Source organism: Acetobacterium carbinolicum, from assembly GCF_047456275.1.
In the GTDB taxonomy this organism is placed as follows: domain Bacteria; phylum Bacillota; class Clostridia; order Eubacteriales; family Eubacteriaceae; genus Acetobacterium; species Acetobacterium carbinolicum.
Genome location: NZ_CP173357.1, coordinates 1,199,558 through 1,223,096 on the forward strand (window position 1 = coordinate 1,199,558; position 23,539 = coordinate 1,223,096).

General features: G+C 45.4%; 15 protein-coding genes, 5 tRNA genes, 1 rRNA gene and 1 other RNA gene. 20 read left to right on the forward strand and 2 right to left on the reverse strand.

The window, feature by feature from the left end; genetic code table 11:
* Position 1 precedes the first annotated feature (1 nt).
* The 11 genes from rpoD to ACIZ62_RS05625 all read left to right on the forward strand — a co-directional run bounded on the left by rpoD (position 2) and on the right by ACIZ62_RS05625 (position 16,897).
* Complete coding sequence (gene rpoD / locus ACIZ62_RS05575; RefSeq protein WP_371414197.1) at positions 2-1,153, forward strand: RNA polymerase sigma factor RpoD; 1,152 nt, start codon at positions 2-4, stop codon at positions 1,151-1,153.
* Position 1,154: 1 nt separating this feature from the next.
* Positions 1,155-1,856: a tRNA (adenine(22)-N(1))-methyltransferase gene (locus ACIZ62_RS05580; RefSeq protein WP_111887577.1), complete on the forward strand. Its 702-nt coding sequence runs from the start codon at positions 1,155-1,157 to the stop codon at positions 1,854-1,856.
* The gene (locus ACIZ62_RS05585; RefSeq protein ID WP_111887576.1) at positions 1,841-2,959 is read left to right on the forward strand and encodes a Nif3-like dinuclear metal center hexameric protein; all 1,119 of its coding nucleotides are present in this window, start codon (positions 1,841-1,843) and stop codon (positions 2,957-2,959) included. The genes ACIZ62_RS05580 and ACIZ62_RS05585 overlap by 16 nt, the downstream gene beginning before the upstream one ends.
* A gap of 54 nt (positions 2,960-3,013) precedes the next feature.
* Positions 3,014-3,353, forward strand: an RNA gene (gene rnpB / locus ACIZ62_RS05590) — RNase P RNA component class A.
* Positions 3,354-3,624: 271 nt separating this feature from the next.
* Positions 3,625-5,463 (forward strand): phosphoenolpyruvate hydrolase family protein, encoded by a 1,839-nt coding sequence (locus tag ACIZ62_RS05595; protein WP_111887575.1) that lies wholly within the window; start codon positions 3,625-3,627, stop codon positions 5,461-5,463.
* Positions 5,464-5,641: 178 nt separating this feature from the next.
* A complete protein-coding gene (locus ACIZ62_RS05600) occupies positions 5,642-6,850 on the forward strand; it encodes a Tm-1-like ATP-binding domain-containing protein (protein ID WP_414151411.1) in 1,209 nt (402 codons plus the stop codon).
* A 23-nt stretch (positions 6,851-6,873) separates the two neighbouring features.
* Entirely contained in the window at positions 6,874-7,701 is an 828-nt protein-coding gene (locus ACIZ62_RS05605) for a phosphoenolpyruvate hydrolase family protein (RefSeq protein ID WP_111887573.1), read from the forward strand.
* Between the two features lie 381 nt (positions 7,702-8,082).
* The gene (locus tag ACIZ62_RS05610) at positions 8,083-9,627 is read left to right on the forward strand and encodes an FGGY-family carbohydrate kinase (RefSeq protein WP_414151412.1); all 1,545 of its coding nucleotides are present in this window, start codon (positions 8,083-8,085) and stop codon (positions 9,625-9,627) included.
* A 40-nt stretch (positions 9,628-9,667) separates the two neighbouring features.
* Positions 9,668-13,903, forward strand: coding sequence for an acyl-CoA dehydratase activase-related protein (locus tag ACIZ62_RS05615; RefSeq protein ID WP_322519893.1), 4,236 nt, complete (start codon positions 9,668-9,670; stop codon positions 13,901-13,903).
* Positions 13,904-14,440: 537 nt separating this feature from the next.
* Positions 14,441-15,136, forward strand: a complete 696-nt coding sequence (locus tag ACIZ62_RS05620) for a winged helix-turn-helix domain-containing protein (RefSeq protein WP_111887571.1) — start codon at positions 14,441-14,443, stop codon at positions 15,134-15,136.
* 9 nt (positions 15,137-15,145) lie between these two features.
* Positions 15,146-16,897, forward strand: a complete 1,752-nt coding sequence (locus ACIZ62_RS05625; protein ID WP_414151413.1) for an ATP-binding protein — start codon at positions 15,146-15,148, stop codon at positions 16,895-16,897.
* A 97-nt stretch (positions 16,898-16,994) separates the two neighbouring features.
* Here the strand turns inward: ACIZ62_RS05625 and ACIZ62_RS05630 are convergent, their stop codons facing one another.
* Together ACIZ62_RS05630 and ACIZ62_RS05635 are read right to left on the reverse strand one after the other, a co-directional pair.
* Positions 16,995-17,522, reverse strand: coding sequence for a Gx transporter family protein (locus ACIZ62_RS05630; protein WP_322519895.1), 528 nt, complete (start codon positions 17,520-17,522; stop codon positions 16,995-16,997).
* The gene (locus ACIZ62_RS05635) at positions 17,522-17,866 is read right to left on the reverse strand and encodes a NusG domain II-containing protein (RefSeq protein ID WP_414151414.1); all 345 of its coding nucleotides are present in this window, start codon (positions 17,864-17,866) and stop codon (positions 17,522-17,524) included. Before ACIZ62_RS05635 ends, ACIZ62_RS05630 begins: the two co-directional genes overlap by 1 nt.
* Positions 17,867-18,007: 141 nt before the next feature.
* Here ACIZ62_RS05635 and ACIZ62_RS05640 point away from each other — a divergent pair, with 141 nt between their 5' ends.
* From ACIZ62_RS05640 to ACIZ62_RS05680, 9 genes are all read left to right on the forward strand, one after another.
* The gene (locus ACIZ62_RS05640) at positions 18,008-19,087 is read left to right on the forward strand and encodes an FAD:protein FMN transferase (protein ID WP_414151415.1); all 1,080 of its coding nucleotides are present in this window, start codon (positions 18,008-18,010) and stop codon (positions 19,085-19,087) included.
* A gap of 83 nt (positions 19,088-19,170) precedes the next feature.
* A complete protein-coding gene (locus tag ACIZ62_RS05645; protein WP_414151416.1) occupies positions 19,171-20,328 on the forward strand; it encodes a M20 metallopeptidase family protein in 1,158 nt (385 codons plus the stop codon).
* Between the two features lie 15 nt (positions 20,329-20,343).
* On the forward strand, positions 20,344-21,087 hold the full coding sequence (locus tag ACIZ62_RS05650) for a class I SAM-dependent DNA methyltransferase (RefSeq protein ID WP_414151417.1): 744 nt from the start codon (positions 20,344-20,346) through the stop codon (positions 21,085-21,087).
* A 73-nt stretch (positions 21,088-21,160) separates the two neighbouring features.
* Positions 21,161-21,236, forward strand: a tRNA-Val gene (locus tag ACIZ62_RS05655).
* 14 nt (positions 21,237-21,250) lie between these two features.
* Positions 21,251-21,327, forward strand: a tRNA-Asp gene (locus tag ACIZ62_RS05660).
* 153 nt (positions 21,328-21,480) lie between these two features.
* Positions 21,481-21,556 (forward strand) — tRNA-Phe (locus tag ACIZ62_RS05665).
* A gap of 6 nt (positions 21,557-21,562) precedes the next feature.
* A tRNA-Gly gene (locus ACIZ62_RS05670) sits at positions 21,563-21,637 on the forward strand.
* A gap of 9 nt (positions 21,638-21,646) precedes the next feature.
* A tRNA-Cys gene (locus ACIZ62_RS05675) sits at positions 21,647-21,720 on the forward strand.
* 300 nt (positions 21,721-22,020) lie between these two features.
* Positions 22,021-23,539 (forward strand): 16S ribosomal RNA (locus tag ACIZ62_RS05680).

The window sequence follows — 23,539 nt, forward strand, 5'->3', positions numbered from 1 at the left end:
AATGAAACAAGACAAAACAAAAACCGACGATGTGATCATAGTTACTGATGACAGCATCATTGAGATTGAAAAAGTCGCAATTGAGCTGATGCCGGAAGTGCAGCAGTTATTAAAACGCGGGAAAACGAAAGGGAATTTAAATAATCACGATTTTGAAGAAATCCTGGATAAAGCTGATCTTGATCCGGAGGAAATCGATTCAATCTATTTGTATCTGCAAAAAGAAGGAATCGAAATCGCTTTTACCGATCTCGAACTGGAAGCCCTGGAAGCGGCTGAACTTGAAGAAGAGAATCAGAAAGAAATTGAATTGGCAGATTCGGTCAGCGTTAATGATCCGGTTCGGTTATATTTAAAAGAAATTGGCAAGGTACCTTTACTAACCGGAGATCAGGAAATGACGCTGGCCCGCCGCATGGAAGCCGGCGATGATTCGGCCAAAAAAGAATTGGCTGAAGCTAACCTGCGTCTGGTCGTCAGTATTGCCAAGCGTTATGTGGGACGGGGGATGTCGTTTCTGGACCTGATCCAGGAAGGCAATCTGGGTTTGATCAAAGCGGTTGAAAAATTCGACTATACCAAGGGTTTTAAATTCAGTACCTATGCAACCTGGTGGATTCGGCAGGCGATCACCCGGGCCATTGCTGATCAGGCCAGAACCATCCGGATCCCGGTTCATATGGTCGAGACCATTAATAAACTAATTCGGGTTTCCCGCCAATTACTACAGGAATATGGCCGGGAACCAACCCCGGCAGAAATTGGCAAGGAAATGGGCTTTTCAGAAGAAAAAGTACGAGAAATTCAAAAGATCGCTCAGGATCCGGTTTCCCTGGAAACACCTATCGGGGAAGAAGAGGATAGCCATTTGGGCGATTTTATTCCCGACGAAGATGCCCCGGCACCAGCCGAAGCGGCTTCCTATGCGCTGCTAAAAGAACAGTTAATTGAAGTCTTAAACACGCTGACCGAACGGGAAGAAAAGGTACTTAGGTTGCGTTTTGGCTTGGACGATGGCCGGGCCCGGACACTGGAAGAAGTGGGAAAAGAGTTCAATGTAACCAGAGAACGAATCAGGCAGATTGAAGCCAAAGCCTTACGCAAACTGCGTCACCCCAGCCGTAGCAAAAAATTAAAGGATTATTTAACCTAAAATGAAGATTAAGTTAAGTCCGCGGCTGGAGGTTATTGCCGATTGTGTTGCCGGGGCCAAATTGATCGCCGATATTGGCACTGATCATGGCTATCTGCCGGTTTACCTGGTGGAAAACGCAATGGTTTCCCGGGTAATCGCCAGTGATACCAACTGGCAGCCGCTTAAAAAAGCCGAAAAAATTATTAATGAACAACAATTACAAAAACAGATAGAGACCCGACTTGGTTCGGGTCTTTCTGTGCTTAAACCCGGGGAGGTCGAGGCTGTTGTCATGGCTGGTATGGGGGGGCTGTTAATCCGGGATCTGCTCGAAGCCCAGCCGGAGGTGGCTCGGCAGCTAAAAAAACTGGTGCTTCAGCCGATGAATAATCAGGCGGTGCTGCGAAAACATCTGGAAGCGACCGGGTTTCGAATTATTCGAGAAGATCTGGCTCGGGAGGGCGATCGGGTTTATGAGGTTATTGTAGCAGCGCCGGGAAAGATGATAATGACCAATCCGCTGGAATATGAATTGGGTTTTGAATTTTATACCAGTAAACATCCTTTGCTCCTGCATCTGATCGAGCGGAAAATATTTTTGGAGCAGCAAATCGTTTTAAATACCGAGGGCAAAACCACTGCAGTTGCTACAAAGCAATGGCAGGAGAGCAGTTTGTTTATTGAAAAACTGAATGAGGTGAAAAGATGTCTGTTAAACTAAATCAAATTATTCAAACAATTGAGGCGCTTGCTCCTGAAAAATTGGCGGAAGCGTGGGATAATGTGGGTCTCCAGGTAGGTTCCCGGCAACAAAGCATTAAGCGGCTGCTGCTGACTCTGGATATCACGGCGGAAGTGGTTGCAGAAGCCATTGAAAAAAAGGTAGATCTCATTATTGCGCATCATCCGTTTATTTTTAAGGGTTTAAAAACCCTGTCAACAGACGGGGAAAAGGGTCAGATCATTGAAATGCTGATTAAAAATGAGGTCGCTGTTTATGTGGCTCATACCAATTTGGATAAGGCAGCGAAAGGCCTTAATCACTATCTGGCCCTGCGGATGGGACTCGATAAGATCAAAACGCTGGAACCTTCTAATCCGGCGCTTTATTATAAACTGGTAATTTTTTCGCCGCAGGAAGCCAGCCAGAAAATCATTGAGGTGTTAGGGAAAAACGGCGCCGGGACCATTGGCAACTATGACTATTGCACTTACCGTTCACCCGGTACTGGCACCTTCCGTCCGCTCGCGGGCGCCAAACCTTTTATCGGGGATCTCAATAAACTGTCCTGTGTCTCGGAAGATCGGATTGAAGCGATTGTGGCAGCGCCGGATTTAAAAAATTTGATTGCCGCCGTAAAAAGAAATCATCCTTATGAAGAAATGGCCTATGATGTGATCGCTCTGGAAAACGGGGGGCTGATCAATGAAAACGGATTGGGAAAAATTGGCGTGTTAAGCCAACCCATGGCCGGGCTGGATTTTATTGCTCATACCAAAGACCGACTGGGCCTGGTGGCTTTACGAGGGGCAGGTAAGGTGCCGGATATCGTCCGGCGGGTGGCGATCTGTTCAGGGGCCGGAGCGGACATGATTGGACTGGCCAAAGCCAGACAAGCCAATGTGCTGATCACGGGTGATCTTAAGCATCACGATGGGCAACGAGCCCTGGAAAACAATATCTGGGTCCTGGATGCCGGCCATTACGGCACCGAGAAATGGGTAACTGATTGCTTCCGGCAATTGCTGGAAGCTGGTCTGCCAGACGCCTGCCCGGAAATGATTGTCGCCGAGTCGGCCCGGGATTTTATTGTAAATTATTAGGGACTGAATAAAAAAACTTGAAATTTGAGCAAAGACAGGGTATACTACAGTGATTTAGTAAATCAGATAGTCGCACCCGGAGTAATCCGGTTGAGGAAAGTCCGAGCTCCACAGAGCATGGTGCCGGGTAACACCCGGTGGAGGCGACTCTAAGGCCAGTGCAACAGAAAGTAAACCGCCAGCAATGGTAAGGATGAAAGGGTGAGGTAAGAGCTCACCAGCGGTGTGGTAACACATCGGCTATGTAAACCCCACCTGGAGCAAGACCAAGAACGGACCTTGAAAGACGGCTGCTCGTCGTTGTCCTATGGTAGGTCGCTAGAATTTATTGGTAACAATAAATCGAGATAGATGACTATTTAAACAGAACTCGGCTTATAGATTTAGTAAATCACAAAAGTCAATTAGGACGATTGCAGAACCTGCAGAAGATTAGAGTTATCGGTAAACTACCGTACCGACCAATTGTTAATCTGTTGTTTGCTGCGGGATCGGACAGGTTTATCAACCTGTTCGCCCCGATGCAAACAACAGATTAACAATTGTCGGTACTGGGTATAAATTTATCAATAGCCTTAGTCTAATACAGGACGCTGCAATCGTCTTTTGCGTTTTTTGATCGGGGGTTGTATAATAAAGTGAGATTTATGTGAGTGGGAGAAGCGATGAAGAAAAAAGAAGCCATCGAAAAAATGATCCAGAATAGTTTGAAAATGAACAAACCGGTGATCGGCGTGGCGGTGGGGTCCGGGCTTTTTGCCAAGCAGGCGGTTAAGGGCGGGGCTGATTTGCTTCTGGCCCTGAGTGCCGGGCGGTTTCGATCGGCAGGGATTCCTTCAATCGGCTGTATGATGCCATTTTCCAACAGTAATGAGTTGGTATTTGACTTTTCCAGCCGTGAAATACTGCCAAAACTTAAAGATCGGGCCGTGATCTGCGGCATTAACGCCACCGATCCCAACTATTCCCATCAGGAGCTGATTCAAAAAGTCCGGGAACTGGGCTTTAGCGGTGTCAATAATTTTCCGACGATTGGTCTGATTGATGGGCAATTCCGGGAATGGCTGGAGGAAAAAGGGCTGGGCTACGACCAGGAAATAGAATTTATGAAAAAAGCGGTGGCGGCCAATCTCTTTACCATTGCTTTTGTCTTTGATGAAAAACAGGCCCGAGCAATGACCCGGGTGGGTGTGGATGTGGTCTGTGCCCATTTTGGCTGGACCCGGGGAGGCGAAAAATCCGGCAAGGTTTTTTCCACCATTAATGAATGTCTGGAAATGACAGAAGCGATTTTTGCAGCAGTCGATCAGATCAATCCCCAAACTTACAAGATGATTTATGGCGGACCCATTAATTCTCCGGAGGACGCCTATTATTTTTATAAAAATTCCCAGACCATCGGTTACATCGGCGGCTCCAGCTTTGAGCGAATCCCCACTGAACTGGCGATATCAGAAACGACCGATAAATTTAAAAATTATTATAAATTAAAGCAGGAAAACAAGCATTTAAAAAAAGAACTGTTAAAAAAGCGGGGCTTTGATGAAATTGTCGGCCAAAGCGTGATCATGCAGGACATGTATGAACTGATCAATAAGGTGGCCGATAAAGACGTCAATGTTCTAATTCAGGGCGAAAGTGGAACCGGGAAAGAACTGGTCGCCAAAGCGCTGCATTTTAACAGTAAACGTTGTCTGGGTTCGCTGATTAAGGTAAATTGTGCGGCCTTGCCGCCCAACTTGCTGGAAAGTGAGCTGTTTGGTCATGAAAAGGGAGCGTTTACCGGAGCCGACAAGCGGCGGCTGGGGAAATTTGAACTGGCCAACCATGGAACCCTGTTTCTGGATGAGATCGGTGAAATGGATGTCGATCTCCAGGCGAAGGTACTGCGGATTATTCAGCAGCAGGAATTTGAACGTGTCGGGGGCGAGAAAACCATCTCTGTGGATGTGCGGATCGTCTGCGCCACCAATGTGGATATTAAACAGGCGGTAGCAGAGAATCGCTTCCGGGAAGATCTCTACTATCGGCTGAACGTGGTGGAAATAAATACCCCGCCGCTACGCCGTCATCCCGAGGATATTCCACTGCTGTGCAACCGCTTTTTAGAAGAGTTTAGAATAAAGTATCAACTCGAGGAAAAACGACTGGCTCCGGATGCGATGGCCTATTTAATGGAATGCCCCTGGCCAGGTAATGTTCGGGAAATGAAGCATGTGCTCGAAAGAGCGGTGATTCTCAGTGAAGGGAAATATATCCGTCGGGATGATATGGTGGTGGAAGAATTGCACAAACCAAAAACCCAGCTAAAGAACCAGTTGGGTTCAGATCTGTTGACTACCAGCAAGGAACACCTGGAAAGTACCTACATATTGGGTGTCCTCAAGGCATGCCGATGGAATCGAACCGAAGCAGCGAACCGGATTGGCATCTCCCGGCGGACACTCTACAATAAAATAGTGAAATTTAATTTATCGATGGAAGACCAGGAATCCATGGAATAAAAAAGTGGGCAATATCTACTCGAAATGAGTAAATATTGCCCATATTACATTTGTCTGGGAAAAACATTTCCCGTTCCCCTATTTAGAATGGCGGGAACAATGGCTTCGCCGGTTTTAATAGTTGGCACAAACCTTGCGAGTTATTAAAGATAATAATAAATCTAAAGGGGGGCATGGAATGAAAAACGTATTAATTGTAGGGACCTTTGATACCAAGGGTCATGAATTCAAGTTTATCAAAGAATTGATTGAAAAGCGGGGGGTTAGTACCACCACAATCAACTGCGGGGTTATTGGGGAGCCGTTATTTGTCCCGGATGTTAGTAGTGAGGCGGTTGCAATCGCTGGCGGGTCATCCCTAGAAGAGTTACGGCAACAACATGATCGCGGTCTGGGCATTGATGTCATGATGGCTGGAGCGGCTAAAATCACCAAGGACCTTTATGACCAGGGCAAGGTTGACGGAATGATTAGTCTCGGCGGCTCTGCCGGAACGACTATTGGCACCTTTGCCATGAGAAGTCTGCCGGTGGGTGTGCCTAAGATTATGGTTTCTACCGTAGCTTCGGGTGATACCCGTCCCTATGTTGGGGAGAAAGATATCACCATGATGTATTCAGTGGTGGATATTTCCGGGATCAATAGCATTTCCAATCATATTTTAGCTAACGCTGCCAATGCCATTGCCGGGATGGCCAGCTTTGATATTCCAGCACTTAAAGAAGAGAAACCATTGCTGGCGGCCACGATGTTTGGGGTCACAACGCCTTGTGTAACCGCTGCCAGAGAATACCTGGAAGATCAGGGCTACGAGGTACTGGTGTTCCACGCCACTGGGGCTGGGGGCATGGCCATGGAAAGTCTGATTGAAGCCGGGTTTATCAAAGGCGTTTTTGACGCCACCACGACCGAATGGTGTGATGAGGTGGCCGGCGGTGTCTTTACGGCCGGACCAACCCGGTTAGAAGCGGCTGCCAAAGCGGGAATCCCTGAGGTCGTTTCGGTGGGCGCATTGGATATGGTTAATTTTGGCGCTATTGAAACCGTTCCAGAAAAGTACAAAAGTCGCAACCTGTACAAACATAATGTCAGCGTCACCCTGATGCGGACGACGGTCGATGAATGCTCCCAGATGGGGAAAATTATTGCCGGTAAGCTAAATATGGCCACCGGGCCGGTTGCCTTGTTTATTCCATTAAAAGGTGTTTCAGCTATCGATGTGGAAGGGGCGCCATTTTATGGCCCGGAAGAGGATGCCGAATTGTTTGCACAATTGCGGGCAAATATAAAAGATAAAGTTGAACTGGTGGAAATGGATACCGATATCAACGACGAAGCCTTTGCCCTGGCAATGGCTAAAAAATTGATTTCAATGCTTGAAAGATAAAGAAGAGTGAAGGAGAAAATAACATGGCAATAAAACGAGAAGAAGTATTAAGACGGTTAAGAGAACAAGAAACAAAAGGGATTTCGGTGGTTGGTGCCGGAGCTGGCACCGGAATTTCTGCCAAATGCGCGGAAGCCGGTGGCGTGGATCTGATTATTATTTATAATTCCGGCCGGTACCGGATGGCAGGTCGTGGTTCTTTAGCCGGGCTGTTATCCTATGGGGATGCCAATGCCATTGTCATGGACATGGCCAGAGAAGTCGTCACAATTGTCAAGGACACGCCAGTTTTGGCTGGGGTCTGTGGAACGGATCCGTTTAGAGATATGGAAATGTTCTTAAAACAGGTCAAAGAAGCCGGGTTCTCCGGGGTTCAGAATTTCCCCACAGTCGGCTTAATCGATGGCGTATTTAGACAAAACCTGGAAGAAACCAACATGGGTTATGATCTGGAAGTTGAGATGATAAAAAAAGCCCATGAGCTGGATCTGGTAACCACACCCTATGTGTTTAACGTGGAGGAGGCCGAAAAAATGGCTAAAGCCGGAGCCGATGTCCTGGTTGCCCATATGGGACTGACAACCAAAGGGAGCATTGGCGCCTCGTCAGCGAAAACCCTTGATGATTGTGTCAAACTGACCCAGGAAATCTGTGATGCCGGAAAAGCCATCAATCCCGATGTGATGGTCATTGTCCACGGTGGCCCGGTGGCGGAACCGGAAGATGCCAAATATGTCCTCGATCGGACAAAAGGCGTCTGCGGCTTCTTCGGAGCATCCAGCATCGAACGTCTCCCAACCGAAATTGCCATTACCAAACAGGTTAAGGACTTCAAAGATATCAAACTATAAAATCAATTCCAGACAAAAATCTGTCGATAAAAGAAAATAGTTACTGTAAATAATCACATGAAGCCGTACCGACAATTGTTACATCATGTTGAATGCAGCAAGGCGGACACGGCAAAGCCAGTCCGAGCTTGTGCGAAGGCAACGAGCCAATCACAAGCTTGCTTGTAGTTGGCGACTGTCCGCGAATCAAAGAGAAAGAAGCATAGCGGATTTCTCGTGGTTGCAGCTTACAACAGATTAACAAGTGGTCGCACGGTAATTTTGCGATCGAGCCAGGCGTTGAGTAAAAAGTTAATTCTTTTTATTCAACGCTTTTTGTTTTACACTTAACAACTATTTGGTATAATAGTACGAAAACAGTTGATGTCGGGAGAATGAATTTTGAACAACACGATAAAGAGCATCATAAAAAAGAACTCGGTTTTAACTATCGATTGTGGCACCAGAGGACTCCGAGGAATTCTTTTTGACGAGCAGGGCAATGAGCTGGCAAAAAGCGAAGAATTATTTACGGGTTATTATTCAAAGCATTTTCAATGGAAGGAAGCTTCACCAGAAATGTTCTGGGAGGCTCTGGTTAAGGTTGTTTGTGAGCTGAAGGTTAAACAGCCGGATTTGTTCCTTACGATTCGGGGCATGACGGTGTCCTGTCAGCGTGATGTCATTACCGTGGTAGATGAACGCGGAAAACCCCTGCGCGATTTTATCAGTTGGCTGGATCGCCGGGAATTGACAGAACCACTGCCCTATCCCTGGCCCTACGACCTGCTTTTTAAAGCGATTGGTTTTAGTGGTTATGCAAAATCATTCAGTAAAACTGCCCATGTTAATTGGATTAAGGTTTCGGAGCCGGACATCTGGGCCAAAACCCACAAGGTTGTTTTTCTTTCGACCTATTTTTTGACCCGCTTAACTGGAAACATCGCCGACAGCCGTTCTAATACCGCCGGACATCTGCCTTTTGATACGAAAAAGAAGCAGTGGTGCGGCAAGTATGATGTTAAAAGTCAGATTCTTCAAATGGAACCGGAAAAATGTTACGAACTCACCGACTCCTGTGAAGTGATTGGAAAGCTGACAGCTGAAGCGGCCGAAATCACAGGCTTACCGGTGGGTTTGTCAATTATAGCTTCGGGAACGGATAAAGGTTGTGAGACGCTGGGCGTTGGTGCACTGACCCCGGATATTGCCAGCATTTCACTCGGAACTCAAGCTACGGTAGAGATTACCACTAAAAAATACGTGGAGCTCTATCCTTTTTATCCCGCTTTTGCGGCGGTTGAGAATGACTGCTATAATCCGGAAGTTACCATCTATCATGGATTTTGGATGGTGGACTGGTACACGAAAGAATTTCTTGATCAGACTGATCCCAAAGATATCCATGAGATCCTGGAAGGCTATCTGGAAGCGACCCCACCGGGAGCGGATGGCCTGATTCATCAGCCCTACTGGGGGCGGGAAGCTTTTCGGCCGGAAGCGCGGGGAACCTTTATGGGATTTAGCGAGGGACATGATAAACGCCATCTTTACCGGGCCATTATCGAAGGCCTCGGATATGCCTTGTTAGAAGGACTAAAACTGATTGAAAGAAAGACAAAGGTACCAATTCAGGCCGTTGGTCTGTCTGGCGGGGGCTCTCGCAGTGATGGTGTGGCTCAGATCATGGCAGATGTTTTAAACCGCCCGGTTTATCGGGTGCAGACCTTTGAAACCACCGGATTAGGTGCTGCTATTGCCACCTTTGTGGGCTTAAACCATTATCCGGATATCAAAACCGCCAGTAAGGCGATGATTCGAAAATCACAGATTTTTGAACCCAACCCGAAAAATGTAATAAAATATACAGAAATTTATAATAGACTATACAAGCAATTATATCGTCGGGTAAAACCCTTATATCAATCGTATGAAAAAATAAGATAAGATCACAACCGACATGTTAGAGAAGAGGTCATAAAATAAAATGAAGAACAATTACAAAATGGGTATCGATATCGGCTCCACGACCATTAAAGTGGTGGTTATTGACGGCAAAAACGAAATCATCTATGAAGAGTATCGGCGTCATTTATCAAACATCAAGGTTACTATTGTTAACCTGTTAAAAGAAACCTATCAAAAGTTGGGGGATTTGGAGACACGGGTTTGTGTCACCGGATCCGGCGGACTGATGATTTCCCAGTGGTTGGGAATTCCCTTTGTTCAGGAGGTCGTGGCCAGCACGCTGGCGGTAGACCGGGTTATTCCCAAGACCGAGGTTGCCATTGAGTTAGGCGGCGAAGATGCCAAGATCACCTTTTTTACCGGAACCATCGAACAGCGGATGAACGGTACCTGTGCCGGGGGAACCGGTGCTTTTGTGGATCAGATGGCAACGCTTCTAAAAACCGATGCCGAGGGACTCAACGAATTGTCCAAAACCCATACGATGATTTATCCGATCGCATCACGATGCGGTGTTTTTTCCAAAACGGATATCCAGCCGCTAATTAATGAAGGGGCAGAGAAAGCGGATATCGCGGCTTCAATTTTTCAGGCGGTGGTTAATCAGACTATCAGTGGACTGGCCTGCGGTCATCCGATCCGCGGGAACGTAGCTTTTCTAGGGGGCCCCCTATATTTCCTGTCGGAATTGCGACAGCGCTTTATCGAAACCCTGAAACTCACAAAAGAACAGATTATTTTTCCCGAAAAATCCAATCTCTTTGTCGCCATCGGGGCCGCCTATTCGGCTGAAAAAGAAGAAAAAATGCATTTGAAAGAGCTGGTTACAGCCGTTGAAAACCTGGATGCAGTTTCAGAAAACGAAGTCGGTCGGCTGGAACCGCTGTTTAAAAATCGGGAAGAGCTTACGCAATTTCGGCAACGCCATGATAAAAATCAGGTCGTCAAAAAAGCGCTAAAAGACCATCACGGGTGCTGCTTTTTAGGGATCGATGTCGGTTCGACCACTACCAAGGCCGTTGTGATCGATGGTGATGGTGCATTGCTGTACAGTTACTATGGTGGCAACGAGGGGAGTCCACTGGCTCAATCGATTAAAATTATCAAAGAAATCTACGGATTGCTGCCGGCGGATGTTACGATTGGTAACTCGACGGTTACCGGCTATGGTGAAAGTTTGATCAAAAAAGCATTAAAAATTGACATCGGCGAAATTGAAACCATTGCCCACTATAAGGGTGCAAAATATTTTTGTCCTGAGGTCGATTTTATCCTCGACATCGGCGGCCAGGATATGAAGTGCATGAAGATTAAAAACGGTACCATCGACAGTATTATTCTCAATGAAGCCTGCTCCTCGGGTTGCGGTTCGTTTCTGGAGACCTTTGCTAAATCATTGGATCTTGATATGCAGGCCTTTGTCGAAGCTGCGTTGATGGCGGAAAAGCCAGTCGATCTGGGGACCCGCTGTACTGTTTTTATGAATTCCAAGGTTAAACAGTCCCAGAAAGAAGGCGCCGAAGTGGGCGATATCTCGGCGGGCCTGTCTTATTCAGTCATCAAGAATGCTCTGCAGAAGGTTATCAAAATTCACAATCCCAAAGAACTGGGGGAACATATCATCGTTCAGGGGGGAACCTTTAACAATCAGGCGGTGCTGCGGACCTTTGAAAAAATAACCGAAAAAGAAGTGATTCGCCCGGATATAGCGGGTTTGATGGGGGCCTTTGGAGCAGCTCTGATTGCCCGGGAAAATTATCGCCCAGGCGAACGCAGCAATCTTTTAGGTTTAGCAGCGCTGGACGATTTTGCGGTGGAAGTCGGTCACAAACGCTGCGGCGGTTGCAGTAACAATTGTCTGCTGACGATTAATCGCTTTAACGACGGCAGCCGACACATCACCGGAAACCGGTGCGAGATTGGTGAAGGTAATGTCAAAAAAAATGCTGATCTACCGAATCTCTATCAATATAAGTATCAGCGAATTTTTGATTATCCCGCGTTGCCGGAAGCAGAAGCACCGCGCGGTAATATCGGTATCCCCCGGGTTTTAAATCTCTATGAAAATTACCCCTTCTGGCATACTTTTTTTACCCAACTGGGTTACCGGGTGGTACTATCCCCAGAATCCAATCGTAAAATTTACGAAAAAGGGATGGAGAGCATTCCGTCTGAGTCGGTCTGCTATCCGGCCAAATTGGCTCATGGTCATATTCAGGCACTGCTGGATCAGGGTGTCAATCTGATTTTTTATCCCTGTATTCCCTATGAGGAAAAAGAATTTGATGATGTTGATAACTGGTACAATTGTCCCATTGTCATGTCGTATCCCGAAACCATTAAACACAATCAGGATGATGTGCAAAAAGAAGGTGTTACTTTCTTAAATCCGTTTTTGCCCTTTGATAATGATTTACGGCTGGAAGAACGATTAGCCGAAATTTTTGGCGCCTATGGTATCACTCGTCAAGAAATTACTGCGGCCATGAAAGCTGCCATTGCGCAAAAAGACGCTTTCCGGCGGGATATGGAGAAAAAAGGGGAAGAAACCATTGCATATCTAAAAGAAACGGGGCAAAAGGGAATTGTTCTGGCTGGTCGGCCCTATCACATTGACCCCGAAGTCAATCATGGTCTGGATCATATCATTACCGGTCTGGACATGGCTGTACTTACCGAAGACGCCATTGCTCATCTCTATCATCCCAAAGAAGAGCAGCGCTTCCGGGTCCTGGATCAATGGAAGTATCACAGCCGTTTATATAAGGCGGCGGAGGTGGTTAATCAGCATGATTTTCTGGAGCTGGTACAGTTGACTTCCTTTGGCTGCGGATTGGATGCGGTGACCTCGGAGCAGACACAGGAAATCCTGGAAAGTCACGGCAATATTTATACCCTGATTAAAATTGACGAGGTCAACAATCTCGGTGCCATCCGGATTCGGATGCGATCCCTTAAAGCAGCAATGATCGAGCGGGAGAAAAATAATATTGTCGTGGACCCAACCCCGATGAACCAACGGGTGATTTTTACTAAAGCGATGAAAAAGAAGCATACGCTGCTGGCTCCTCAGATGTCACCGATCCATTTTGACTTTCTGGAAGAGGCAATGGAAAAATATGGTTATCACATCGAGGTCATGCCCAGCGTTGATAATGCGGCCATTGACGAAGGGTTAACCTATGTCAATAATGACGCTTGCTATCCCACCATTATTACGACGGGTCAGATTATGGCAGCACTGAAATCAGGAAAATACGATCTTGATAATGTCTCCGTATTAATGACTCAGACCGGCGGACCCTGCCGTGCCTCCAACTATGTGGCGTTTATCAGAAAAGCGCTGGAATCGGCCGGTATGTCGCAAATTCCGGTTATTTCACTGAGTGCCATTGGTTTGGAAAAGAATCCCGGGTTTAAGCTCAGTCTACCGCTGTTAGCGCGGCTGCTGGTGGGGATTGTTTATGGTGATCTGCTGCAACGGGTGGTCAGCGGTACAAGGCCTTATGAACTGCACCCCGGATCCACTGAAGAATTGTATCAATCCTGGCGCAAAAAAATAAAAGCCAGTTTAAAAAATGGCAAACTTCGTGATTTCAAAGAAAATGTCCGGGCGATTGTCAACGAATTTGATGCCCTGCCCCGAACGGATAAAAAACGGCCAAAGGTTGCCATCGTTGGAGAAATCCTGGTTAAATACCATCCCACGGCCAATAACAACCTCCAGGTAGTCTTAGAAGCAGAAGGTGCCGAGGTGGTTATGCCGGACCTGATGGATTTCTTTTTATATTGCGCTTACAATCAGGTCTTTAAATACGAAGAACTCTCAGGTAAACGAAAATCCATGAAACGTGCCAAACTGCTGATTAAATTTTTGGAGTTTTCCCGAAAAAACATGAAGCTTGCCCTGGATGCCAGCACCCACTTCCATGCCCCATCCACCATTGAGAAAAAGGCGGGTAAAGCCCAGGAACTGATTTCTCTTGGTAATCAGGGTGGGGAAGGTTGGTTCTTAACCGCCGAAATGATGGAGTTGATCGAAGATGGGGTAGAGAATATTGTTTGTGTTCAACCCTTTGCCTGCCTGCCCAACCACGTGATGGGAAAAGGGATGATCAAACCGATCCGCCAAAAATATCCGCGTGCAAATATTGCCCCCATCGACTACGACCCGGGAGCCAGTGAAGTCAATCAGCTAAACCGCATCAAACTGATGATGGAAACCGCCAAACGAAATCTGGATCGGAAAAACTAAGAAACTGGCTAGTTTGGTTTGACAAAAATTGTAGAAATAGAACTAACGTAGTACCGACAATTGTTACATCATGTTGTACGCATCGGAGCGGACACGGCGGAGCCTGTCCGATTCTGCGCGAAGGCAACGAGCCAATCACAAGCTTGCTTGTAGTTGGCGACTGCCCGCGACCAATGCGAAAGGAGCAAAGCGGATTTCGCATGGCGCGGCGAACAACAGATTAACAATTGGTCGGTACGGGAGTTCATCGACACCCTGAGACTGGCTTGACAGCCGGTCTTAATTTTTTGCAAAAAAAAGAACCGCTTCAGAAGAAACAGCTCGTTTTCCTAAATGAAAAAGGGGAGTAATTCATTTAGAGATAAAGGATTATATGTGATAATTTAATTATATGGAGTTCAAACAAAGAATACAATCATTATTTTTCCTATAACGTTTTCAGGATTTTGTAAAAGTTTACAATTTAATCTAAAATTTACAAAATAGAATTCCAGGATATGGTATAATCTCGTTAAACTAAAAACACAAGGAGTTATAATGAAAAAAATACTGATAATTGAAGATGAGTTGAATATATATGAACTGATCAAATTTAATCTGGTAACCCATGGATTTGAAGTGGATGGCGTCCAGGACGGTGCATTGGCCATTGAAAAAATACTAGATGTCCTGCCGGACCTGATTATTCTGGATCTGATGCTGCCGGGGAAAGATGGCATTAGTATTTGCCGGGAAATCCGGGCCAATAGTATCATCTCCTACATACCGATTATAATGCTTACCGCCAAAAGCGAAGAATTTGATAAGGTTCTGGGACTGGAAATCGGCGCCGATGATTATATCACCAAGCCCTTTGGGGTCAAAGAACTCTGTGCTCGGGTTAAAGCCGTTTTAAGGCGGACCGAGATCCTTTTGTCAAAAGAGGATGAAGCTATTTTTGTTGGCGACTTACATATTGAGCCAAAGGCATTTGAAGTCTACCAAAATGGCGAAAAACTGGCGCTTACCTTAAAAGAATATGAATTACTGGTGTTCTTAGCGAAGCATCGGGGACAAGTACTGACCCGGGATCAATTGCTCGATCAGATCTGGGGATTTGACTACTATGGAGAGACCCGAACAGTGGATGTCCATATTCGTTATTTAAGAAAAAAAATTGAGGAACAATCAGAGGATGGCAAAAAATATATCGAAACCGTTCGCGGGGTTGGGTATCGTTTTATTGAGAAATAGGAGCGCGCTATGAAGAAACGGCTGTCCATTTCGCTGACAATTATTATTGTTGTCAGTATTACGATCTGTGGATTATTTACCACCATCAGCTATCGGCAAAGTTACTATGCCGATACCGAGAACAATATAAAGAAGAGTAGTAACTATATTATGAATTATATGCTGCCGGACTTTTTGGAAACTGGAAATAAAAAGAGTCTTGATGATTTTTCCCAAAGCACCAATGTGCGAATGACGATTATCAATCCCCAGGGAGAGGTCACTTATGAGTCTTTGCAAGGGGTTGGTGATCTGGAGAATCATAAAAATCGTCCTGAAATTATTGGTGCCCTAAAAGGTGTTGAAACAACGGAGGTTCGTTTTTCGAATACCTTTAAAGATGAAATGATTTATGTGGCGACCCCATATTTTGGTGAGACGCAGTCAGTTGGGGCAGTGCTACGGATTTCCATGCCGGTGAATGCCATGGATGACGCCATGTTTGAAATGATCAATAATATTATTTTTGTGATATTAACGACAATTCTGGCCACCACCTTGTTGATTAATTATTTTATCAATCGGGAGCTAAAACCCTTAGAAGATGCATCTGCATTTGCCAGAGCAATTGCCTCTGGAAAATATGGCCAACAACTGACCATGATCAGGGAAGACCAAATCGGCGAACTGGTGGAATCCCTTAATCAGATGTCCGTCCAATTGAATAATTCGTTTACCGAAATGAACCAGAAGAATGCCGAACTCACTGCTATTTTGTCCAACATGAACCATGGCGTCATTGCCATTGATAAAAAAAATCACATCGTTCATTTAAATGAAGCGGCTCGTATGGTCTTGCGGATTCCGATGAAGGAAGTGGTGATTGGGAAAAATATTCTGGAAGTCTATCGGGAAAGCTTCATCCTGGAACTGATGAATTATCTTGAAAATGACGCCTGTGAAAAAACCACGTTTGAATCGCGGATTCATTCCGATCAGGTTTTACGGATCTATATTAATCAGATTGAAGAGAATAATAATATTAACGGCCATATTATTATTTTTGAGGACATTACCCTGCTGAAAAATCTGGAAAAAATGCGTCGGGATTTTGTTGCCAATGTTTCCCACGAATTAAAAACGCCGATTACCACCATTAAAGGTTTTATTGAAACCATTCAGGAGAATCACATTACCGAGCCCAAGACCCTGGAGCGATTTTATGCCATTATCTACGAGGAGAGCGATCGCCTCAGCCGATTGGTTAGTGATATCCTGGCCTTGTCGCAGTTGGAAAACAAGGGGGGCTTTGATAAAAGATATGAAACGATACAGTTGGATACGGAAATAATGCAGATTTTTGATATTTTAAAACTCAGTGCCGAAGCAAAAAATACAACGCTTGTATTAACCAGTAAAGAATCGATTAAACTCGAGTTTGTCGCGGATGAATTCAGACAGATGATGATCAATCTCATTGATAATGCCATTAAATACTCAGAACCTGGAAATCAGGTGGAAGTTGACTTATCTGAAGAAGATCATAACATCATCATCCGGGTTCGAGATCATGGCTATGGGATTCCGGAAAAGGATGTCAATCGTATTTTCGAGCGGTTTTATCGGGTTGATAAGAGTCGTTCCAAGGAAAAAGGCGGCACCGGTTTAGGTCTGGCCATTGTCAAGCACACGGTTCAGAATAATTGTGGAAAAATAACCGTCAACAGCCAGGTTGGAAAAGGAACAGAGTTTATGATTCAACTGCCAAAAAACAAAGAATAGCGAAGGTTACAAATTACCGCAGCGTATGATGTAACAATTGTCGGTACTGCTTTATTGCTTAAAAAAATAGCCGGTCAGGTTTGACCGGCTATTTTTTTTAAGGTCGGTTCAGTTTTGAGAAGATGGTGGTTTTACTAAGTAGGCGCATCAGTTCACGGGCGGTGATGCCGATAAAAAGTCCAGTGGGGATGGCCAGCAACATCAGGAACAGAAAATAGAGGAGCAGGCTGGTAGTTTGGACAACAATGGCAGCAACAATGACCTGACCCAGATTATGTGAGATGGCCCCAAAAACACTAATTAGGATAATTGATCCTCTATCTTTAAAAAAGTACAGCAGTAGACTCATCACCAGCAGGCTCAACAAGCCACCGCCGAGACTGTAGACAATCGAAAAGCCACCACCAAACAGAAAGCCGGATAAAAGAATCCGGGCAATTACGACCAGTAGAGTCAACGGCCAACCCAAAGTCAACAAGGAAACAAGGGTAATAATATTAGGCAGGCCGATTTTTGCCCCGGGAATGGGTAACGGCAATGGGATCAAACTTTCAACATAACTGAGAATTAAGGCCATCGCCACATAAAGACTCAGAATAACCAATCGGTACGCCTTAGAATGCATCAGGATTCACCAGTGATGACTTCCACCACCAGTTTGTGGGGCAGACACACGATGGTCTCGCCGGGGTTGGAGATGGGATGGGTCTTAACACAAATATGATCGGGACAGTCAGCCTCAATTATTTTGGCAGTTCCCCCGGAAATTTCAAGGGTATTTGAACCGCTTGTATCGGTAAAGGTTTCGGTATGATCTTCAGAGAGCGGAAAAACAGCAACCACTTCGCCCTGGCGAGAGACCCGAACCGAAAGTGGTTTATCGGTTGCGGCGAAAAAATAAAAAGCGGCTATGCCAATTAAACTGACAGCAAGTAAGCCGATGATAATAACAAATTCGTTTTTTTTCATGGAGACCTCTTTTAATATTAATTAAGAACGCTCTTATTTTATCTGAAAAATAGCCGCTGGTAAAGACTTTAGCATTTTTTTATGCTTTTTTTCAGAGACTTTGGTATAATATCATTATTTATTAAGATATTGGAGCAACGAATGAATCAAATGAGCATAAAAAAAACATTGAAACGAGGTATCCTATTTGCCAGCGTGGCAATAGCAACCTTTTTTTTAATGCAGTATTTAGCCGGCTGTGAACAAGGTAAATCGGTAACTCGAAGTGACTTCCTATTGGATACTTTTGTCAGCATCACTTTATATGGCGAATCCGATGAAAGCTTATTGGCTCAACCTTTTGAACGGATTGAAGCCTTAAACACGACTTTAACAGCTTTTGAAACGGGCAGTGATCTGGGCTTGATAAAGGAAAATGCCGGCATTCAACCAGTTGTGGTTTCCGATGACACCTACCGGATCATTGAAAAAAGTATTGAATATTCAAAAAGTTCCGGTGGTTATTTCGATGTGACGATCGGTCCGCTAGTAGATATCTGGGGGATTCACTCCCCGGAAACAAAGGAAGCCCCAGCGCCGGAAGCAATCAATGCGGCGAAGGCAAAAACGGATTATACTAAAATTATTTTGAATCCCGCCGATCAGTCGGTTTATTTAACCAATGCGGGGATGGCAGTGAACCTGGGAGCCATCGCCAAAGGGTATATCGCCGATGAGGTGATGGCGGTTCTCAAACAAGAAGGAGTAGAGCACGCACTTATCAATCTTGGTGGAAATGTATTGGTGATGGGCGGAAAAGCCGACAATACCGATTTTGGGGTTGGGGTCGAAGATCCCCGAAATCCGGGCAATGGATACCTCGGGGTCTTATCCCTAAAAGATGGCTCGGTGGTGACTTCGGGGGATTATCAACGCTATTTTGTAGACACGGCCGGAAAAAAATATCATCATATTTTAGATCCGTTTACCGGCTATCCGGCGGATTCAGGGCTTATTCAGGTAACCGTGGTGGCGAAAGCATCAGTGGATGCCGACAGTTTGTCGACGACCCTGTTTTTGTTGGGGCTTGATGAAGGTTTGAAAAAGGTTGAAGCACAGCCCGATGTGGAAGCTATTTTTATTACCAATGAAAATAAGATCGTTGTCACCAGTGGCTTAAACGATGCGTTTGTATTTGATGAAGAAAACTATGGCGATACCTACACCCTGGAAAGACGTTAATTATTGTCTGTTTCTAACTTATCAGGTATGATAGATTAGAGTTTGGATGGGATTAAAAAAAAGAATGAAAAAGAAGGAATAAAATGCAAGATAGTGAGCGAGTAAAAAATTACGATGAAGAAGCGATCCGACTGCGGCGTGAACTCCATCAAATACCGGAAGAGGGGTTTGATTTAGCAAAAACCCAGGCTTATCTTATCAATTATCTGGTGGACCTGGGCTATCAGCCGGAAAAAGTGTGTGAGACCGGTCTGATTCTCTATATAAAAGGACAATGTGACGATGATGCCATTGCCTTTCGAGCCGATATGGATGCCCTTTGTATTTTGGAAGAAGCCGATCACGACTATGTTTCCTGTCATCCTGGATGGATGCATGCCTGCGGGCATGACGGACATATGACGATGAATTTGCTGCTGGCAAAATATCTGGCCGATTTTCCCGATCAACGAAAGAGAAGTGTGCTGTTAATTTTTCAGCCGGGTGAAGAAGGGCCAGGCGGAGCAAAACCGATGATCGAGGCCGGAATCTTTGAAAAATATCCGGTTAAAGCGATCTTTGGTTATCATCTGTTTCCTTTTATTGAAGAAGGTATGCTGGCAACAAAGGCGGGGCCGATGATGGCGCAGAACAGTGAATTCTTTATAACGGTTCGTGGCATCAGCGGACATGCTGCGCAGCCGCAGCGATCAATGGACGCGATCGTCGCAAGTGCTTCATTGATCACCTGCCTCCAGAGTATTGTCAGTCGAAATACCAATCCGATGGAGAGTGTGGTTATCTCAATTGGGTTGCTAAATGGTGGAACGCGCGTGAACGTTGTGGCCGATGAGGTTAAGCTTGGGGGAACCATCCGTTCATTTAGCAATAAAAGTCACGAGAAACTACATCGTCGGATTGAGGAAGTCGTAAAAGGGGTTGAATTAACCCATGGCTGTAATATTGAGCTGAAATTCATCGAAATGTATCCGCCAGTTATTAATAATGAACGATTATATGAGATTTATAAAGAACTGATCCCGAGGGAAAACAGGGTTCCTTTTCGAAAAGTTATGTTGTCGGAGGATTTTTCTTATTTTCAGAGCGCAGTTCCGGGATTGTACATCGGGTTGGGAACCGGTAATGAAAAAAAAGGTTATAATAAAAACCTGCATACTTCAGATTTCAATTTTGATGAGACGGTTTTGTTAAAGGGAATGGAAGCATCACTTAAATTGATAAACTATTCAAAAAATTATTAAAACAGGAGAGTTAATATGTACGAAGAATTTGCACAGGTTTATGATGAATTGATGAAAGAAATAGATTATTCTAAATGGTCTGACTATGTACAGCGTTTATTTTTTAATAGCAAGCGTGAAATTAAAACTGTTTTGGAGTTTGGATGCGGAACGGGGAATATTACCTGCAATCTGGCCCAAATGGGGTTAAACATGACGGCGGTGGATTTATCCGAAGCGATGCTAACGGTGGCAGATGAAAAAGCGGATCGGATGGGACTCAAAAATATTCAGTTTTATTTAGGCGATATGAGTAATTTTCAAATTAATCAAACTTTTGATGCCGTGATTTCCTGTTGTGACAGTGTCAACTATCTGCCTGATCTAGAAGCCCTGCAGCGCTTTTTCCTGAGTAGTTATGAATGTTTGGAAAGTGAAGGACTTTTGTTGTTTGATGTTAACACCGTCACTAAATATAAAAAGACCATTATGGATAATACCTATATCTATGATTTAGATGATATCTTTTGTGTTTGGGAAAATGAACCGCATTTTGCCGAAAATGCGATGCACTTCAATCTAACATTTTTTGAGAAGAACAAGAATGACACTTATAATCGTCATGAGGAGACCCAGATTCAATATTTCTATACCATTGAAGATATCCATCGGTGTTTGACAACGATTGGTTTTAAAAATATGAAGTATTATGATTTCGGAACCTTCCTGCAAGGCAGTAATGAAGGTGAACGAATTCAGGTTATTGCCGAAAAAAAATAAAAACTAAAAATATAATAAAATAGTTGACAATTAGTTTTTACAGCCGTATAATAACACTTGTATCTCAACTGATGGTCGCATAGCTCAGCTGGGAGAGCACCTGCCTTACAAGCAGGGGGTCACAGGTTCGAGCCCTGTTGCGACCACCATTTTTTTTACAAGCGGCCTGGTAGTTCAGTTGGTTAGAATGCCAGCCTGTCACGCTGGAGGTCGAGAGTTCGAGTCTCTTCCAGGTCGCCATAAATTTTTAAGCAGAGAACCAAAAATGAATAGCAATTCATAGCTACCCCAAGGTTAATGGTCATCCAATTATTGGGTAATTAACCACGGCGTAGTAAAGTCATGTAACGGACTTTAAACGTTTAACATGGTTGTTTTATTAATTCATTACATGCCCAAATAGCTCAGTCGGTAGAGCAGAGGACTGAAAATCCTCGTGTCGGTGGTTCAATTCCGCCTTTGGGCACCACCATCAGCGGAAGTGGCTCAGTGGTAGAGCATCGCCTTGCCAAGGCGAGGGTCGCGAGTTCAAATCTCGTCTTCCGCTCCAACTTAATAGGGCGCCATAGCCAAGTGGTAAGGCATGGGTCTGCAACACCCTCACCCCCAGTTCAAGTCTGGGTGGCGCCTCCAAAATAAAAAAAGCAAAATCAAAAAAACTTTGTAAAACAACTTGACAACACAGGAAAACGACGATATAATACAAAAGCTTCTTCGGTGGGGAATGATTAAAAATCACCTGAGATGCAGCGGTCATAGAAAAGAGAATAGTACCATAAAACCTGTAAAACAGCCGAAACATCCGCAAGGATGAATGATGGCTAAAATAGAAACAGAGAGATGCACTCTTAAAAACATTAACTCGGTAGAGGATAAACTACAGTTATTCAAATGAGACAGCATTTAAAGGCCGAAAGGCTTTAAATACAAACTTTTATTGAGAGTTTGATCCTGGCTCAGGACGAACGCTGGCGGTATGCTTAACACATGCAAGTCGAACGAGACAAAAGAGAAGTGCTTGCACGGATCTTTTAGAAAGTGGCGAACGGGTGAGTAACGCGTGGGTAACCTACCCTATGGAAAGGAATAGCCTCGGGAAACTGGGAGTAATGCCTTATAAGATATATTTGTCGCATGGCAGATGTATTAAACGCTCCGGTGCCATAGGATGGACCCGCGTCCCATTAGCTAGTTGGTGAGATAACAGCTCACCAAGGCGACGATGGGTAACCGGTCTGAGAGGGCGAACGGTCACACTGGAACTGAGACACGGTCCAGACTCCTACGGGAGGCAGCAGTGGGGAATATTGCGCAATGGGGGAAACCCTGACGCAGCAATACCGCGTGAGTGAAGAAGGTTTTCGGATCGTAAAGCTCTGTTATTGGGGAAGAAAAAAAGACGGTACCCAAGAAGAAAGTCCCGGCTAACTACGTGCCAGCAGCCGCGGTAATACGTAGGGGACAAGCGTTGTCCGGATTTACTGGGCGTAAAGGGCACGCAGGCGGTTTTTTAAGTCAGATGTGAAAGGTACCGGCTCAACCGGTGACATGCATTTGAAACTGAAAGACTTGAGTATTGGAGAGGCAAGTGGAATTCCTAGTGTAGCGGTGAAATGCGTAGATATTAGGAGGAACACCGGTGGCGAAGGCGGCTTGCTGGACAAATACTGACGCTGAGGTGCGAAAGCGTGGGGAGCAAACAGGATTAGATACCCTGGTAGTCCACGCCGTAAACGATGAGTGCTAGGTGTTGGGGAGACTCAGTGCCGCAGCTAACGCAATAAGCACTCCGCCTGGGGAGTACGACCGCAAGGTTGAAACTCAAAGGAATTGACGGGGACCCGCACAAGCAGCGGAGCATGTGGTTTAATTCGAAGCAACGCGAAGAACCTTACCAGGTCTTGACATCCTCTGACAATCTGAGAGATCAGACTTTTCCTTCGGGAACAGAGAGACAGGTGGTGCATGGTTGTCGTCAGCTCGTGTCGTGAGATGTTGGGTTAAGTCCCGCAACGAGCGCAACCCCTGTGGTTAGTTGCCATCATTCAGTTGGGCACTCTAAGCAGACTGCCGTGGATAACACGGAGGAAGGTGGGGACGACGTCAAATCATCATGCCCCTTATGACCTGGGCTACACACGTGCTACAATGGTCTGAACAGAGGGCTGCGAAACCGCGAGGTGAAGCTAATCCCTTAAAACAGATCTCAGTTCGGATTGCAGGCTGCAACTCGCCTGCATGAAGTTGGAGTTGCTAGTAATCGCAGATCAGAATGCTGCGGTGAATGCGTTCCCGGGTCTTGTACACACCGCCCGTCACACCACGAGAGTTGGCAACACCCGAAGTCAGTGAGGCAACCGTAAGGAGCCAGCTGCCGAAGGTGGGGTCAGTAATTGGGGTGAAGTCGTAACAAGGTAGCCGTATCGGAAGGTGCGGCTGGATCACCTCCTTT

Excerpts from the sequence above, each read along its gene's own strand:
- rpoD (WP_371414197.1), top strand. The coding sequence starts at position 2 with ATGAAACAAGACAAAACAAAAACCGACGATGTGATCATAGTTACTGAT.
- ACIZ62_RS05580 (WP_111887577.1), top strand. The coding sequence starts at position 1,155 with ATGAAGATTAAGTTAAGTCCGCGGCTGGAGGTTATTGCCGATTGTGTT.
- ACIZ62_RS05585 (WP_111887576.1), top strand. The coding sequence starts at position 1,841 with ATGTCTGTTAAACTAAATCAAATTATTCAAACAATTGAGGCGCTTGCT.
- ACIZ62_RS05595 (WP_111887575.1), top strand. The coding sequence starts at position 3,625 with ATGAAGAAAAAAGAAGCCATCGAAAAAATGATCCAGAATAGTTTGAAA.
- ACIZ62_RS05600 (WP_414151411.1), top strand. The coding sequence starts at position 5,642 with ATGAAAAACGTATTAATTGTAGGGACCTTTGATACCAAGGGTCATGAA.
- ACIZ62_RS05605 (WP_111887573.1), top strand. The coding sequence starts at position 6,874 with ATGGCAATAAAACGAGAAGAAGTATTAAGACGGTTAAGAGAACAAGAA.
- ACIZ62_RS05615 (WP_322519893.1), top strand. The coding sequence starts at position 9,668 with ATGAAGAACAATTACAAAATGGGTATCGATATCGGCTCCACGACCATT.
- ACIZ62_RS05620 (WP_111887571.1), top strand. The coding sequence starts at position 14,441 with ATGAAAAAAATACTGATAATTGAAGATGAGTTGAATATATATGAACTG.
- ACIZ62_RS05625 (WP_414151413.1), top strand. The coding sequence starts at position 15,146 with ATGAAGAAACGGCTGTCCATTTCGCTGACAATTATTATTGTTGTCAGT.
- ACIZ62_RS05630 (WP_322519895.1), bottom strand. The coding sequence starts at position 17,522 with ATGCATTCTAAGGCGTACCGATTGGTTATTCTGAGTCTTTATGTGGCG.
- ACIZ62_RS05635 (WP_414151414.1), bottom strand. The coding sequence starts at position 17,866 with ATGAAAAAAAACGAATTTGTTATTATCATCGGCTTACTTGCTGTCAGT.
- ACIZ62_RS05640 (WP_414151415.1), top strand. The coding sequence starts at position 18,008 with ATGAATCAAATGAGCATAAAAAAAACATTGAAACGAGGTATCCTATTT.
- ACIZ62_RS05645 (WP_414151416.1), top strand. The coding sequence starts at position 19,171 with ATGCAAGATAGTGAGCGAGTAAAAAATTACGATGAAGAAGCGATCCGA.
- ACIZ62_RS05650 (WP_414151417.1), top strand. The coding sequence starts at position 20,344 with ATGTACGAAGAATTTGCACAGGTTTATGATGAATTGATGAAAGAAATA.